The following is a 14,481-nucleotide window of genomic DNA, read 5'->3' as shown; positions in this document are numbered from 1 at the left end:
TTTACACCAACACGGCTATATTTATTAGGATACAGCGATAACGATGATTTTAAAAAAGGTGGCATAAGAGTGGCGAATAACAGGCGGATTTTTTGTGCTTTACTTGGACTATTGTTTACGCAAACGGCTTGTAGCAACGGTGTAAGAGTTGATTATGAAGAGGAATTTGTAATTTCGGAAACCGCGCAATTAGAAAATGTAAGAGTACTAGAACTGGATACTAATGACGAAGATAATCAAAAGGTACTTAACGTATTTAGAGGAGACTTAAAAGATGGCGTTTATGCTTATGACGAGAATAAGCATAAAACCTATATCTTGATAAATGCCAATACTAGGAATTATGCTGATTATTCGTTTAAATTAGATAAGGAAAATAAAATTCTAACACTTTTCTATACAACTACAGAAGGAAGTGTTACAAATAAAAAAACGCTATTCCTTATAGAAAGTAAAAACAAGCATCCACTTGAGGAAATAAAATTGATTAACAACGGAAATGATGATGGTTTTTTAGGAGTGTATACTAATTAAAGAAGGTCTGACATCATTTATAATTATCCATTGATTGTGTGGCTAAAAATAGCCCCACTTCAAACCAACAATTGCGTGAAGTGGGTAAACTATTAATAATCAAGCGAAGTATCTTATTTTAAAATGGTGAAAATCTCGTCACGGCTGTGGCGAGATTTTTTGTTGTGTGCTTTGAAAACCCCCTGCTATGCAGGGGGTTCCGGAAAGCTTTTAGCTATGGACAATAAAAAAACTCCAAACGTACAATAAAGTCAGGTCTAGTCAACCGACTTCGTACGAAAGGAGCCACCATAAATGGATAATAAAAGTTTAGCACATACAACGTGGAATTGTAAGTATCATATCGTCTTTGCGCCAAAGTATAGAAGGCAGATTATTTATGGTCAAATTAAAGCAGATGTTGGAAGAATATTGCGCCAATTATGTGAAAGAAAAGATGTAGAAATCATAGAGGCAACAGCCTGTCCTGACCATATTCATATGTTGGTAAGTATTCCTCCGAAATTGAGTGTATCTGCGTTCATGGGTTATTTAAAAGGGAAGAGTAGTCTAATGATTTTCGACCGACATGCAAATTTAAAGTATAAATACGGTAATCGTCAATTCTGGTGTCGAGGATACTATGTGGACACAGTCGGCCGAAATAAGAAAAAGATACAAGAGTATATAAAAAATCAATTACAAGAAGATATCCTGCAAGATCAAATGACGATGAAAGAATTCATTGACCCATTCACAGGAGAAGAAATCAAGAGAAAGAAAAAATAAGTAAGCCGCTTTAGCGGTTTGTGTGAAAACGGAGTGCGGTTGGCAGACCATTCAGAATGTCTTTAGACATGGGCCAGTACCCCAGCGTTTCACGCGCAGAGCAAACCACCAGTTATACTGGTGGTTCTGATTATAGCCAGCCTTTGTCACTTGCTATCTGAGCAGCCTGCTGTCTTGATTCCACTTGCAGCTTTTGAATAGAGGTAGATAAATAATTGCGAATGGTACCCTTTGTTAAAAACAATTGCTTGCTGATTTCATTTGTGGTCAAACCCTCTTTGACAAGCTGTAGTACTGCAATTTCTCGTTCGTTTAAAGGGTTTTGCTCCTTCATAAACAAGGTAGCGGCTAGATCCTTACTAACCACCTTTTCTCCCTGCATGATTTTTCGAATGGTAGCGATTAAATAATCGATCGGTTCATCTTTCAATAGATAGCCGTGTACCTCGCAATCCATAGCCTTTTGTAAATAGCCAGGACGAGCAAAAGTTGTGACAATCATCACTTTACACGGTAGGTTAGCCTGTTTAATTTTTTCAGCTAGCTCTAGCCCAGACAGATGGGGCATTTCAATATCTACGAGGCAAACATCTGGTAGCTCCTGTTGGATGTAGTCCCATGCTTTTAGCCCATCTGCGACCTCGGCTATGACTTCAATATCTGGTTCAAACGATAAGAGTGATGTTAAGGCACCACGTAGCATTTGTTGGTCCTCCGCTAGTAATACACGTATCATGATGTGGGCTCCTTTCCTTCTTGAATTGGTAGCGTAAGAGTTACGCTCGTGCCTGTAGGTGTATGGCTGTTAATCGTGGCATAACCTTGCAGGATATGCATTCTTTCCTTCATCGAGTGGATGCCATTGCCAAATCCTTTTTGCTGTAAGCCTATGCCATCATCTTTCATGATTAGCGTGTATTGTCCCATGTGATATTGAATGATGATGTGGCATTTTTTTGCCTGACTGTGCTTGAGTATATTGGTCGTAGCCTCTCTTACACATAATGCAAGCATCGTTTCCTCCACACTAGAAAGAACAATTTGAGGGCATTGATTGTGAAGGCTTGTTGTGATATTTGCACTTTGTAAAAGCTGTTTGCAATGCACTAGCTCCGTCTGTAACGAAATGAAATTCATATCAGATACTAGCTCACGCACTTGTTTTAAGGCTTTACGTGTAGTGGCTAATATATCATCCAATTCTTGCTTCACCCTTGAAGGATCTCGGTCAATTAGTTTTGTCGTCAGTTCCGTTCTAATCTTAATCATTGTGAGTGTATGACCAATTGTATCGTGAAGGTCTCTAGCAATACGCTGTCGTTCCTCCTGCTGAACAAGCTGCATATTGACGTCTGCCAATTCAGCTTGCAGATTTTTCGACTTTTCCACAAAGTAAATAAGAATTGGCAATACTAGCTGAAACATCATGATAGGTACTAACACCTGTGATTCCTTCTGTAAAAAGGAGTCTGTCGCCAGATACATGACCGTCAAAAACATGATCGCGATGGCTAATATTCCACAGCCGATATGCCATTTTGATTTCGCCCGTCCAAGTAAATCGGCAAAGGTAAAGCCAAAAATAAGCATAAAGGGCTCTATATAAATACTTAGTATAGTGATGACGATGAAGCCTACTAATGATGCGACAAGGAGTCTCCCATTTTTATGCCATAAAGCATTATAGAAAGCTCCTAAGTATAAAAGGAGCAATGTTATTTTCATAGCTAAAGGAAGTGATCCAGACCATAGTACTATTGCGATGAGAAAAATCACAGAAGCTACATCGATGATTAAATAATGCTTTATTTGTTCTCTAGGATATATTTTTATTGCCTACACCTTCCTTTGTTGCAAATTGTTGCGTCATTGCTCGAATGGATTTTTGACGAATCCATTCCATAGGACCCAATTGAAAATGCTGTAACCAAATAGACGCCATGACCAGTTGTAGGAATGACAAAGTTAGCCAAATGCAAATGACGATCACGCTATTGACATGCCCTCCTAAGCCAAGGCCCCAACCATAAAAAATAAATGATGCAAGTATGTTTTGAAGGACATAACAGCTTAAAGACATTTTACCGACTTGTGCAAAACGTTGCCAAAGCCAATTGAACCTCTTATATTCTACCAGTTTCCCTAAAATTCCAATATAGCCAATCGATAGAATAGGGGCACATAAATAGCGAACAGGAAAATCAAAAAGTCCCCCTGGTATAAAGATAAGTAAATTGAGGGGAATGCCAATGTATATACCAATCGTAAACAGCTTTTGGCGTACATGCCGTCCTCTATCTGTTTGTGAAAATACATCGTTGCGCATAAGCTTCACACCAAGTAAAAATAAAAAGATATTCATAGGGATAATGAAAATAGCTTCTGATCGATAGAATAAAAAATTTATCAGACGATGCTGTACTTGTGCTAGCCATGAGCCGTTTTCATACAATGTGGCAACGCTCTCCATTCCATTTAAGGAAACACCAACACCTTGTAATGTACTGATAAAAATAAGGAGGATTAGTAGGACATGAAGGCTGCCAAAAAGATAGAAAGCCCATGTCATGGCTTTGTTACTTAATCGGATGAGAAAGGCAACGATGAAGGCTGTAGCAGCATAGCTCATTAAAATATCATATTCCATGACAAGGGTATAATGAAGCAGTCCCTCTAGCCCCAAAAAGACGATTGTCCAAAGGTAGACCCCAGGCCAAGCATTGCCTCTGCGTAAGGCTTGCTGATATTTTAATTGTAAACCTACCCCAAACATAATCGTTAACAAGCCTAGTAGCTTACCGTTGACGAAAAATAAAACTACCATTCGTAAAAAATCCTGGAAGGACCACCAACCAGAGTAGTTGCTTGTTGTGATATACGATAAATCACCTAAATAAGCAAAAATCCAAATATTGGTGCCGAGCGTTCCTAAAACGGCGAAGCCTCTTAACATATCGATAAAGGGAAGTCTTTGTTGCATTTGCATATGTTCAATCACTCTTTCTGTATTTTCTTACCTTCAGGATAAGAAAATACGAAGAAAAAACCTATTCACACCAGTCAAAGGAATTTTATGACAGGTGTCATAAAGTGATTGGGACCACATAAAAAACCAGCAACGCTTTGGGTGCTGGTTCGTTTATTTCGTACAAGTATAGATGCGATAGTCTAAAAATGGCTGATATTTTTCGTTCATGGCAAGATGCTGATCCATGACCTCATAAAACTCGGATTCAATCGCTGCGGAAACATCAAATTCAGGCTTGGAGGAGATGGATTGATTTTTTTGTATGCGAATATCGTGAAAACCAGCCTGTTGCAGTAGCTTTACCCAATCCTTTTTCATAAGGAGGGACTTGAATCCGTAAAATTGTTGGATGTCGTCTGCTAGGTCAGGGGGAAGAGTTATAGGTTTGGTGAATTCAATAGCAATGAAGCGTCCACTTTTCTTTAATAAACGATAAATTTCTTGCAAAGCCTGTTGCTGATTTACAAAGGCTAGTACTGATTCAGCTAGAATCAAGTCAAATGATTCATTTGGTAACGAAGTTTTTTCAATTGAGCCTTGCAATAGACGGACGGGTAAACGCGCTTTTTGCATTCGTTTCTGCGCCTTTTTGATCATGACGGGGTGAATATCGATGCCTGTGACACTAGCTTGATAGGCAGTCGCCAAATAAGCAGCCGTTTGTCCTGTACCACATCCTACATCTAAAATATCGGCGCCTGGCGTAATATTCTCTGTTGAAAAGAGAGCCTTTGATAGATTAATTCCTCCTGGATGCGCTCCTCCAATGCCGAATTGAGCTAAAAAGGTAAGATAATGTGAGCCTTGAATGCGTATCACCTTCTTTTTTCTTATAGTATGACAGGGAAACTAGTCTTGTTCCCTCAAACATCTTGAGTGGGCAAGAGAATATTTTTACAGCCTTCTTCAAAAGTCTATTTCACTACTAAAATTCCCACATATACTAGTTAGAAGCTTTCAGACAGGAGGTGTATAAATGCCATATTTTCAGCCGAATGCTAGAAGAGGTCCCTATCCGCCAAGCAATAGACAATATTTTGGCCCACCTTTTCGAGGTAGAATGGTGCAACCTTACTATTCTCCCTATCAACAACAACAAGGATCCAGATTAGGCAGTTTGCCAGATCATTTAAATACGATTATGGGGCATGCTGGGACGATTACAAATGGAGTCAATATGTTGAGGCAGATGGGATCGTTACTAAGTTTATTTAGATAAAGCTAGAAACCCTCTTAAGAAAATATCTTAAGAGGGTTCATGTTCGTGCTTAATCAGCTTGGACAAGTTGTTTTTCAATAATCGAGCGATTCTTTTCTTTAAATAGCTCATTATGAGACGATACCATGCCATGACGATAGGCTGTTGGCTCCAAATACGTTTTAATGGAGTTGACCGCATTGGCTGCATCTTGGAATGTTCCTAGTAGCAAGTGGATTTTTCCTTCAAATGATAAAATATCACCAGCCGCAAAAATACCTGGCTGTGCCGTTTCACCTGTTGCTTTCCCTTCAAAATAATAATCATCCTTTTTGGGAATAGCAATGGCTTTATCAAATGCGAGAGATGCCTCACGGTTATAACCATGACTAACGATCACCTCATCGATTTGACGGGTATAACTTTGCTGCGTTTTCGTATTTTCACATGTTACTAATTGAATAGCCGTTTTATCAGCATTAGCTGACAGCTTTGTAATCGTCGTATTGCACTCTATATTTACTCCCGCATCAAGTGCTTCCTGTACCGTTGCTTCATGCGCTGATAAATTCTCTTTACGGTAAACGAGGGTCACGCTTTTAGCAATTGGGCTTAACTCAACAGCCCAATCGATGGCTGCATTACCACCACCAGAAATCATAATATCTTTGTCGACAAAACGTTTATAGGATTGAACGGTATAATGTAAATTTGACATTTCATATTTTTCAGCGCCCTCAAGCGTCAGTTTTTGAGGGTTAATAATACCACCACCTACAGCTAGCAGCACCGTTTTAGAATAATGCTTTTCACCAGCTGCTGTATGGATAATAAAAACATCATTCTGGCGTTCAATCAAATCTACTTTTGTATCTGTCAAAATGGTAGGATCAAATGTTTTGGCTTGCTCGATTAATTGTTTGACAAATTGCTCGCCTAAAACAGGAGGATGTCCGCCAATATCCCAAATCAGCTTTTCAGGATAAAGTAATACTTTTCCACCAAGCTGTGATTGACTCTCAATCAATTTTGTTTTTAATCCACGCAGACCGCTGTAGAAGGCACTATATAAGCCAGCAGGGCCGCCACCAATAATTGTCACATCATATACATGTTGCATTTTTATTGCCACATCCTTAAAAAATAGTAAAAAGTAATTGACAAATTCTTATCAGAAACTAGACTAAATCTAGTGATAATGATTATCATTTTAAGCTGTGAATAGCATAGCATGGAAAGATGTAAAAAGAAAGAGAGGCTCCGATTTACAGGATGCGCTAGTGACTGCTGCTGTCTCTATAACAGATGGTGTAGCCTTTGGTTCGCGCTACTAATATTGCCACTTTTCAGTGGAGCAAGCTTGCTGATATGGTTATGTCGGCACACTTCTTGTATTTATTGAATGACTAGAAAAGTATTAGCAAATGTTAGTTGCTGCTCGAAAGAACAGACTTTTGATCTAATAAAAACTGTGAAAAATTAATTTTACAACATCGACCTTTCAAGTTTTTGGGAACCTCATTTGTTGTGGTTCTTTTTTTATATAATCAGGGCAGGAGGTGAATACATGATTCTATTAGCACGGCAACCATCAGATTCGCAGAAAATACTGGAGGCGATGCTACAAAGATTGCCTCAGACACACAAGGAATACGCGTATGTACGAGAGCGTTTAGGACGTGTCAAAGCAGGGCTCGCTGGTGAACAGCGTGTCGATGCAGAATGGCTTGAGCTGGACTTACCAACCCCCCATTATTTTCTCCATGATTTTCAAACAATGAATGACTTCGGTTCAACACATCAAATGGACACCATCTTTCTCTGTCCCCATTTTTTACTGATCCTAGAAATCAAAAATATAACAGGCATTCTCTCATATGATGCTTCATACGCTCAACTAACACGCACGACCATAGAGGGTACGGTCGAAGGGATGGTTGATCCATTTCTTCAACTGGAGCGGCATGTGGCCTGGATGAAAAAATTATTACAGCGTGAACGTTTTCATTTACCAATTGTGCATGCAGTTGTACTGGCAACGAGAAATGGAATTTTAACAAAGGGGTTTGAGGGGCAGCCTATATTTCATGTGACGGGGCTGCGTTCTTGTATCCAAAGATGGACAGAGATGTATCAACCCGTAAAGGCAGAAAACCTCTTACCCTTTGCGACACGTTTATTGTCGATGCACACAAGGTTAAAAAAAGAGATGACTGTGCCTTTTAAGGAAATGATGAAAGGCGTAGTATGTCCTCATTGTGGGAATGGACAGCGATTACAGTATCACTATAGAAAATGGACTTGCCCTCGCTGTGGATTGGTGGATCACAATGCATTAAATCGAACATTGGAGGACTACCGATTACTAGTCGGACCACAGCTGACCAATCGAAGCTTTCGTGAATTCTTCGCCATTGAATCTCCAAACCTAGCGTACAAGTTGTTGCAGCAACTACCTTTGAAAGCGGAGGGTGAAAAAAAGCATAGGAAGTACTGGATTATAGATTAAGGATTTAAAAGCCCAGCAACCATTCAAGCGGTCTGAATGTGTTGCTTGGTGGATAGAACGCGCAGAGTGATGGTTAGAGCGAAGAAAGAGGAGGATACGCATGAGGATGGTGGATAGGAAAAGAAAAGTGTTGGATAGAACAGAGAAAGTAGTGGATAGAACGCGCAGAGTGGTGGATAGAGCGGAGAAAGTGGAGGATACGCGTGAGGATGGTGGATAGGAAAAGAAAAGTGTTGGATAGAACAGAGAAAGTAGTGGATAGAACGCGCAGAGTGGTGGATAGAGCGGAGAAAGTGGAGGATACGCGTGAAATTGGTGGATAGGAGAGGGAAAGTGTTGGATAGAACAGAGAAAGTAGCGGATAGAATGCGTAGAGTGATGGATAGAGCGAAGAAAGAGGAGGATACGCGTGAGGATGGTGGATAGGAAAAGAAAAGTGTTGGATAAATTAGAGAAAGGAGTGGATAGAACGCGCGAAGTGGTGGATAGAGCGGAGAAAGTAGAGGATACGCATGAGGATGGTGGATAGGAAAAGAAAAGTGTTGGATAGAACAGAGAGAGTAGTGGATAGAACGCGCGAAGTGATGGATAGAGCGGAGAAAGAGGAGGATACGCATGAGGTTGGTGCATAAACCAGAAAAAGTAGCGTATACGCTTGCTTCAATTTGACAGGATAGAACTCACAAAAAGAGCGCTATAACCTGTCTTTCGGAGCAAGAGTTCGCTTATTTCCTACTAGACAAATGGATTTTTTAAGTATATAGTTAGCTAGGCTAACTAATTTAAAAGGAAGTGATAGTGTGACAATTGAACAGGAATTTTTTAATCAGTACCGCTTAATGTATAGGCCATTTATTAATCAGCTGAATGTGCAGCTTGAACCTTATCAGTTATATAGCTCGCAGTGGGCAGTGCTTCGTTTCTTGAAGGATAAGGGTCCACATTCTTTTGTAGATATCGCTAACTTCATGTCTATAGAGAAGCCAAGTGTCACGAAGCTTGTACATAAATTGGTGGAGCTAGGCTATGTGGAAACGATGACGGGCAAGGATAAGCGTGAAAAACTGGTACATCTATCAAAGCATGGGGAAGAGCTTGTGCTGGAAATAAAGTCGCATCTAAATCCGTTTTTTGTGCAGGCATTGGCAGGTGTGCCGAAGCAAGATATTGACATTGCGACACAGGTTTTAGCAAGAATTTGTATGAATATCAATTAGTAGGAGAGAGTAACGTGGAAGCAACTAGAAAGAAACTATGGACAAAGGATTTTTTAATTGTCTCACTTATTAATTTTACCATTACGTTAATCTTTTATTTATTAATGGTGACCATCGCGGCTTATGCTGTGGAGCATTTTAATGCTTCTACAAGTACAGCGGGGCTGGTATCGAGTATTTTTATTATTGGAACATTGTTAGGGCGGCTTGGTACAGGGCGTATTATTGGTGATTGGGGTAGCAAAAAAACATTGTTTTGTGGCTTGCTGTTATTTATGTTATCCACGATGTCTTATTTTGTAGCAGGCAATTTACCGCTGCTTATGGTTAATCGTTTAATACAAGGGATTGCTCTTGGAATTGCTAGTACAGCAACGGGAACCATTATTGCACAAATTCTACCGCCGGAACGACGTGGCGAAGGGATTGGTTATTATAGCTTAAGTGCGATTTTAGCGACAGCTATTGGTCCATTCATTGGCATTTTATTAACACAATTATTTGAGGATTATCGCATGATCTTTGCAGTCGATTCGGTTTTAGCTATTATTTGCTTTTTTATGTACTTCATAGTGACCGTACCAGATGCACCGAAAAAAGCGACGGATACAGCTGTGAAGGCAGGCTTTAAGGTGACAAACTTTATTGAAATGCGTGCGGTGCCGATTGCCTTTGTGGCACTTGTTATTGGCTTTGCCTACTCAGGTGTCATGTCCTTTATGACGTTTTATGCAAAAGAGCTACATTTAGTATCAGCAGGAAGCTATTTCTTTATTATTTATGCCATTGTCATTTTGGCTACCCGCCCATTTACAGGGAAATTATTAGATACGCGAGGGGCTAATATTATTATCTATCCTTGCTTAGTGCTTTTTGCAATTGGCATGTATGCCTTTAGTTCAGCGACAACAACGATCGCCTTTTTAATCGCTGCTGCCTGTATCGGGGTTGGCTATGGAAACTTCAACTCCGTTGCGCAGGCAATTGCTATTAAAGTGACACCGAATGAGCGTTTAGGACTTGCGACATCCACGTATTTTATATTTTATGATTTAGGTTTAGGTGTTGGGCCTTATTTCTTAGGGTTATTTGTTCCTTCTATGGGCTATAGTGCGATCTTCTTTGCTATGGTCTTTGTCATTTTTGTATCGATTGTGCTTTATTATTTCTTACATGGAAAACATGAAAATTTGAAACAAGCAAAAATCTTGTAGATTAGAATCATTATATTGTAGAAAAAACGTTATTTTTCTAGTTGTGTATACAGATCAACTGAAAAATGACGTTTTTTTCTATTTCAAAAAATAGTTGTTGCAATAGATGATGATAATCATTATCATCACAAATATAAAACTAATTCGGAAGTAGGTACTAAGTATGAAAAACAGATCATTTTTGTCGGTATTAGTAGCAGGGGGCATTTTAATGGCTGGCTGTGGCAATACAGAAGAAGCTAAAAAAGAGGATAAGCCGGCAACAGAACAGGCAGAGCAAGCGACACAAGAGGTGGATTTATCTGCTGAACTATCAGCCTATCAGCAATTTGCTTTAGAGCAAATGGATCAATTTTTACTGGACACAGAAAAATTCGTGAATTTATTCAAGGCGGGCGATATTGAAGGCGCTAAAGCAGCGTATGCGCCAGCACGTATGTATTTTGAGCGCTCAGAGCCAATCGCAGAAAGCTTTGGTGATCTTGACCCTCGCATTGATGGACGTTTAGCGGATATTCAAGAAGAAGGAAAAGGCGAGGAAGAATGGTCAGGCTATCATAAGCTTGAGTATGCACTATGGGAAGAAAATACAACTAAAGGTTATGAGGCTGTAGCAGATCAACTGCTTGCGGATGCGAAGGAATTACATGCACTAGTGCAAACGGTGGAAGTGACACCTGATTTAATGATTACTGGTGCGGTAGATTTATTAAATGAAGTTTCAACATCTAAAATTACAGGTGAGGAAGAAATTTACTCACATACAGACCTGTATGATTTTAAAGCGAATATTGAAGGCGCAGAAAAAATCTTTGAAATTTTACGTTCAAAATTAGAAGCGAAAGATTCAACACTAGTGTCAACACTTGATGAAAAATTTAAAGCGGTGGACGATTTATTAGCGCAGCATGCAACGGTTGATGGTGGTTATGTATCCTATGAGGAATTAACGGAAGACAATACGAAAGCACTTGCGGCAGCGGTGAATCAGCTTGGTGAACCATTAAGTCAAATGGGGATCATTTTGGAGTGAAAAAAATGACAACGTCCAATGAAGAAAAATTGATTAATAAAAAAATTTCTAGACGTGATATGTTGAAGCTGACAAGCATCGGTGTGGCAGGTGTTGCCATCGGTGCCTCCGGTTTGGGTGGTGTCATGAAAGCGATGGGCTATGATGTTTTTGAGACAGCAGCAGATAGCACGACGGCTAGCAATAAGATTAATTTCTATGGAGAGCACCAGTCGGGTATCGTGACACCTGTTCAAACGAATATTTATTTTGCTTCTTTAGATGTGTTAGTGACATCGAAGAAGGAACTACAAGAGTTGTTCCAGCAATGGACACCTCTTGTTGTGCGTTTAATGAATGGTGAATTAATGGTCGATGTTTCGACGAATACGAGAGTACCAACAGGTGATACAGGAGAGGCAGAGGGCTTAGATGCAGCCAATTTATCAATTACTATCGGTGTAGGTCCTTCACTATTCGATAAACTGGGAATGCAGCATGTAAAACCAGCGGAGCTAAAGGATTTACCACATTTCCCTAAAGATCAGCTACAGAAGGAATATACAGGTGGTGATCTGTGTATTCAAGCCTGTGCAGATGATCCACAGGTGGCATTCCATGCAGTGCGCAATTTAGTACGAGCTGCTTCTGGTAAAGTAGAGATTAAATGGTCACAGGCTGGCTTTAACTCGTTTCCAGCTGGTGGAGGGACACCTCGAAATCTCTTTGCCTTCAAGGATGGTACGGTGAATCCAGCCATTACGGATGAAAAAGACTTAAATAAGATTGTGTGGGTGGATAAAGGCTGGCTAAAGGGCGGCTCTTATTTAATCGCACGAAAAGTTCAAATGCATCTTGAAACATGGGATCGCACATCATTGAAAGATCAAGAGGCTACATTTGGTCGTTATCGTGACAGTGGTGCACCATTCGGCAAAACAAAGGAATTTGATGATTTTGATGTAGAGGCAAAGGATGACAAGGGCAATTATATTATGCCTGATACGTCACATGTTCATTTAGCACGTAAATCGGGTGCACGTGTTTTACGACGTTCTTACTCGTATGCATCGGGTGTCATGTCGAATACAGGAACCCATGATGCAGGGCTAATCTTTATTTCTTTTCAAAAAGACCCAGCCCAATTTACAACAATCCAAAATAGCTTAGGGCGTATGGATAAAATGAATGAGTACATTACCCATCGAGGCAGTGCCGTGTTTGCTTGCTTCCCTGGTGTACAAAAGGGGAGTTATTTAGGTGAAGCACTTTTTAACGCGCTGTAGTATCATCATTGCCTTAATCCTAACTTTAGCTCTACCTGTGCAGGCAGCGCAATCTTATAGTCATTTATATATTGCGATTAGTGATGCACTGATGAATACGAAGCAGGATAAAGAGACGGAGGCCAAGCAGGCGCTCGAACAATTTGCTGCGGACTGGGCTAAAGTTTCTTCAGAGCAGAAAGATGCCAAAGCAAAGGTCGATGAAATGCTTGCCCAGGCTACGGAAGCAACATCCAAAGACGAGCGTTTAGAGGCGTTGTCGGCACTGTCGAATGCATTACGTGCCCTAGAAAAGCTTGAAAATCCAGTGGACGAAGCGGCACAGCGAGCAGAGTTTGGGCAAAAGTTTAAGCCGATCATGGCAGACTTCGAAAAAGCTTTAGCCAGTGGGGACATTCAGGCTATTGATGAAGCCTACAAAGATTTTAATAGCAAATGGAATAAAAATGAGCGCCCTGTGCGTGAGCAAAGCATTGCGATGTATGGGCAAATCGAAACACAAATGGCGTTTCTACGTATCGCCATTTCGGCAGAGGAGCCAGATATAGCCCTTATGCAATCTCAATTTGAGGATTTGCAGCAAACGATTGAGGATTTTGTGGCTGGTAACGAAACAGCAGAAGTGGTTGAAGGGGACTATTCGTTAGCGACATTGATTGCTTATATCGATGAGGCAAAGGACTTTGTTGATGCTGGTGATTATCAGGCGGCTTCTGATAAAATACGTGAATTTATTACCATTTGGCCAAGTGTAGAGATTGAAATTTCCACACGTAATGGCAGTCTTTATACGAAAATCGAAAGTGATATGCCGATTATCGCAAGTGATTTATTAAAATCCAACGTCGATCAGCAAGCAATCACAAAAAAATTAGATACTTTCCGTACTGAAATCGAACTGATTCAAGGGGATTCAGATTATACAATTTGGGATGCTGCATTAATTTTGCTGCGTGAGGGACTAGAGGCGCTACTGATTATTTTAGCCTTAGTATCATTCCTCAATAAATCAGGACAAAATAAGATGCGCAAATGGATTTATGTTGGAGCGTTTGTCGGCGTTCTATTATCAGCCATTGCTGCCATCCTCATGTCCACGATTTTGAATTCAGCAACAATTGATACGAATCGAGAATTAATGGAAGGTTATGTTGGGCTAGTTGCAGCAGCGATGATGATCGGTGTTGGTATTTGGCTGCATAGTAAATCAAGTGTAGTCAGTTGGAATCGCTATATTTCGAAACAAATGGGCAATGCCATTTCTAGTGGTTCTATTTTTGCGATGGCTGCCATTAGTTTCTTATCGGTCTTCCGTGAAGGAGCCGAAACACTAGTCTTTTACGCGGGTATTGCACCGAAAATGGAGACTTCGCAATTTATTCTTGGGATTGTTGTAGCACTGCTTATACTTACTGTACTGGCTATTGTATTATTTAAAGCAAGTGGCAAAATCTCCATCCATAAATTTTTTGCTGTCGCAACGGTGCTTATTTATGTATTAGCCTTTAAAATTATTGGTGTCAGTCTGCATACATTGCAGCTCACGGATAATCTGTCCACGACGATTGTTGATGGCTTACCTGTCATTAGCCTGATTGGCTTCTATCCAACAGCGGAAACCATCATTGGGCAGGCAATCTTACTTGTGTTAGTAGCAGCTACTATAATCTATAAAAAGAAACGAGCCTAACGATAAAAGGTAGATGAGCGTACGT

The 14,481-nt window shown here is 40.2% G+C and carries 14 protein-coding genes; 9 read left to right on the top strand and 5 right to left on the bottom strand.

What is annotated here, in order from left to right; all coding sequences use genetic code 11:
• Positions 1-69 precede the first annotated feature (69 nt).
• Positions 70-534, top strand: a complete 465-nt coding sequence (locus MHI34_RS21025; RefSeq protein WP_249645806.1) for a hypothetical protein — start codon at positions 70-72, stop codon at positions 532-534.
• Positions 535-828: 294 nt separating this feature from the next.
• Positions 829-1,302, top strand: a complete 474-nt coding sequence (gene tnpA / locus MHI34_RS21020) for an IS200/IS605 family transposase (RefSeq protein WP_036129052.1) — start codon at positions 829-831, stop codon at positions 1,300-1,302.
• A 130-nt stretch (positions 1,303-1,432) separates the two neighbouring features.
• Here the strand turns inward: tnpA and MHI34_RS21015 are convergent, their stop codons facing one another.
• From MHI34_RS21015 to MHI34_RS21000, 4 genes are all read right to left on the bottom strand, one after another.
• Complete coding sequence (locus MHI34_RS21015) at positions 1,433-2,038, bottom strand: response regulator transcription factor (protein ID WP_058845269.1); 606 nt, start codon at positions 2,036-2,038, stop codon at positions 1,433-1,435.
• Positions 2,035-3,027 carry a sensor histidine kinase gene (locus MHI34_RS21010; RefSeq protein ID WP_244504809.1) on the bottom strand — a complete coding sequence of 331 codons (993 nt, stop codon included), beginning with the start codon at positions 3,025-3,027 and terminating at the stop codon, positions 2,035-2,037. The genes MHI34_RS21015 and MHI34_RS21010 overlap by 4 nt, the downstream gene beginning before the upstream one ends.
• 91 nt (positions 3,028-3,118) lie before the next feature.
• Positions 3,119-4,288, bottom strand: coding sequence for a DUF418 domain-containing protein (locus tag MHI34_RS21005; RefSeq protein ID WP_342503932.1), 1,170 nt, complete (start codon positions 4,286-4,288; stop codon positions 3,119-3,121).
• A gap of 153 nt (positions 4,289-4,441) precedes the next feature.
• Positions 4,442-5,149 carry a class I SAM-dependent methyltransferase gene (locus tag MHI34_RS21000; RefSeq protein ID WP_080717014.1) on the bottom strand — a complete coding sequence of 236 codons (708 nt, stop codon included), beginning with the start codon at positions 5,147-5,149 and terminating at the stop codon, positions 4,442-4,444.
• A 157-nt stretch (positions 5,150-5,306) separates the two neighbouring features.
• On the opposite strand from MHI34_RS21000, the gene MHI34_RS20995 reads away from it, so the two are divergent.
• Positions 5,307-5,549: a hypothetical protein gene (locus MHI34_RS20995; protein WP_036117161.1), complete on the top strand. Its 243-nt coding sequence runs from the start codon at positions 5,307-5,309 to the stop codon at positions 5,547-5,549.
• A 49-nt stretch (positions 5,550-5,598) separates the two neighbouring features.
• Here MHI34_RS20995 and MHI34_RS20990 read toward each other — a convergent pair whose 3' ends face one another.
• Complete coding sequence (locus tag MHI34_RS20990) at positions 5,599-6,648, bottom strand: NAD(P)/FAD-dependent oxidoreductase (RefSeq protein ID WP_342503931.1); 1,050 nt, start codon at positions 6,646-6,648, stop codon at positions 5,599-5,601.
• Positions 6,649-7,095: 447 nt separating this feature from the next.
• Here MHI34_RS20990 and MHI34_RS20985 point away from each other — a divergent pair, with 447 nt between their 5' ends.
• The 6 genes from MHI34_RS20985 to MHI34_RS20960 all read left to right on the top strand — a co-directional run bounded on the left by MHI34_RS20985 (position 7,096) and on the right by MHI34_RS20960 (position 14,456).
• Complete coding sequence (locus MHI34_RS20985; protein WP_342503930.1) at positions 7,096-8,037, top strand: NERD domain-containing protein; 942 nt, start codon at positions 7,096-7,098, stop codon at positions 8,035-8,037.
• Positions 8,038-8,837: 800 nt separating this feature from the next.
• Entirely contained in the window at positions 8,838-9,254 is a 417-nt protein-coding gene (locus MHI34_RS20980; RefSeq protein ID WP_036117167.1) for a MarR family transcriptional regulator, read from the top strand.
• A 14-nt stretch (positions 9,255-9,268) separates the two neighbouring features.
• Entirely contained in the window at positions 9,269-10,468 is a 1,200-nt protein-coding gene (locus MHI34_RS20975; protein WP_089932451.1) for an MFS transporter, read from the top strand.
• A gap of 163 nt (positions 10,469-10,631) precedes the next feature.
• Entirely contained in the window at positions 10,632-11,501 is an 870-nt protein-coding gene (efeO, locus tag MHI34_RS20970) for an iron uptake system protein EfeO (RefSeq protein WP_342503929.1), read from the top strand.
• 5 nt (positions 11,502-11,506) lie between these two features.
• Positions 11,507-12,766: an iron uptake transporter deferrochelatase/peroxidase subunit gene (efeB, locus tag MHI34_RS20965; protein WP_036117173.1), complete on the top strand. Its 1,260-nt coding sequence runs from the start codon at positions 11,507-11,509 to the stop codon at positions 12,764-12,766.
• A complete protein-coding gene (locus tag MHI34_RS20960; protein WP_342503928.1) occupies positions 12,741-14,456 on the top strand; it encodes an FTR1 family protein in 1,716 nt (571 codons plus the stop codon). Before efeB ends, MHI34_RS20960 begins: the two co-directional genes overlap by 26 nt.
• Positions 14,457-14,481: the final 25 nt, after the last annotated feature.

Origin of the sequence: Lysinibacillus sp. FSL L8-0126 (genome assembly GCF_038630385.1) — a bacterium.
GTDB classification, from domain to species: domain Bacteria; phylum Bacillota; class Bacilli; order Bacillales_A; family Planococcaceae; genus Lysinibacillus; species Lysinibacillus fusiformis_D.
This window is presented reverse-complemented; position numbering and strand designations above follow the sequence as displayed.

Excerpts from the sequence above, each read along its gene's own strand:
- tnpA (WP_036129052.1), top strand. The coding sequence starts at position 829 with ATGGATAATAAAAGTTTAGCACATACAACGTGGAATTGTAAGTATCAT.
- MHI34_RS21015 (WP_058845269.1), bottom strand. The coding sequence starts at position 2,038 with ATGATACGTGTATTACTAGCGGAGGACCAACAAATGCTACGTGGTGCC.
- MHI34_RS21010 (WP_244504809.1), bottom strand. The coding sequence starts at position 3,027 with ATGAAAATAACATTGCTCCTTTTATACTTAGGAGCTTTCTATAATGCT.
- MHI34_RS21005 (WP_342503932.1), bottom strand. The coding sequence starts at position 4,288 with ATGCAAATGCAACAAAGACTTCCCTTTATCGATATGTTAAGAGGCTTC.
- MHI34_RS20995 (WP_036117161.1), top strand. The coding sequence starts at position 5,307 with ATGCCATATTTTCAGCCGAATGCTAGAAGAGGTCCCTATCCGCCAAGC.
- MHI34_RS20990 (WP_342503931.1), bottom strand. The coding sequence starts at position 6,648 with ATGCAACATGTATATGATGTGACAATTATTGGTGGCGGCCCTGCTGGC.
- MHI34_RS20985 (WP_342503930.1), top strand. The coding sequence starts at position 7,096 with ATGATTCTATTAGCACGGCAACCATCAGATTCGCAGAAAATACTGGAG.
- efeO (WP_342503929.1), top strand. The coding sequence starts at position 10,632 with ATGAAAAACAGATCATTTTTGTCGGTATTAGTAGCAGGGGGCATTTTA.
- efeB (WP_036117173.1), top strand. The coding sequence starts at position 11,507 with ATGACAACGTCCAATGAAGAAAAATTGATTAATAAAAAAATTTCTAGA.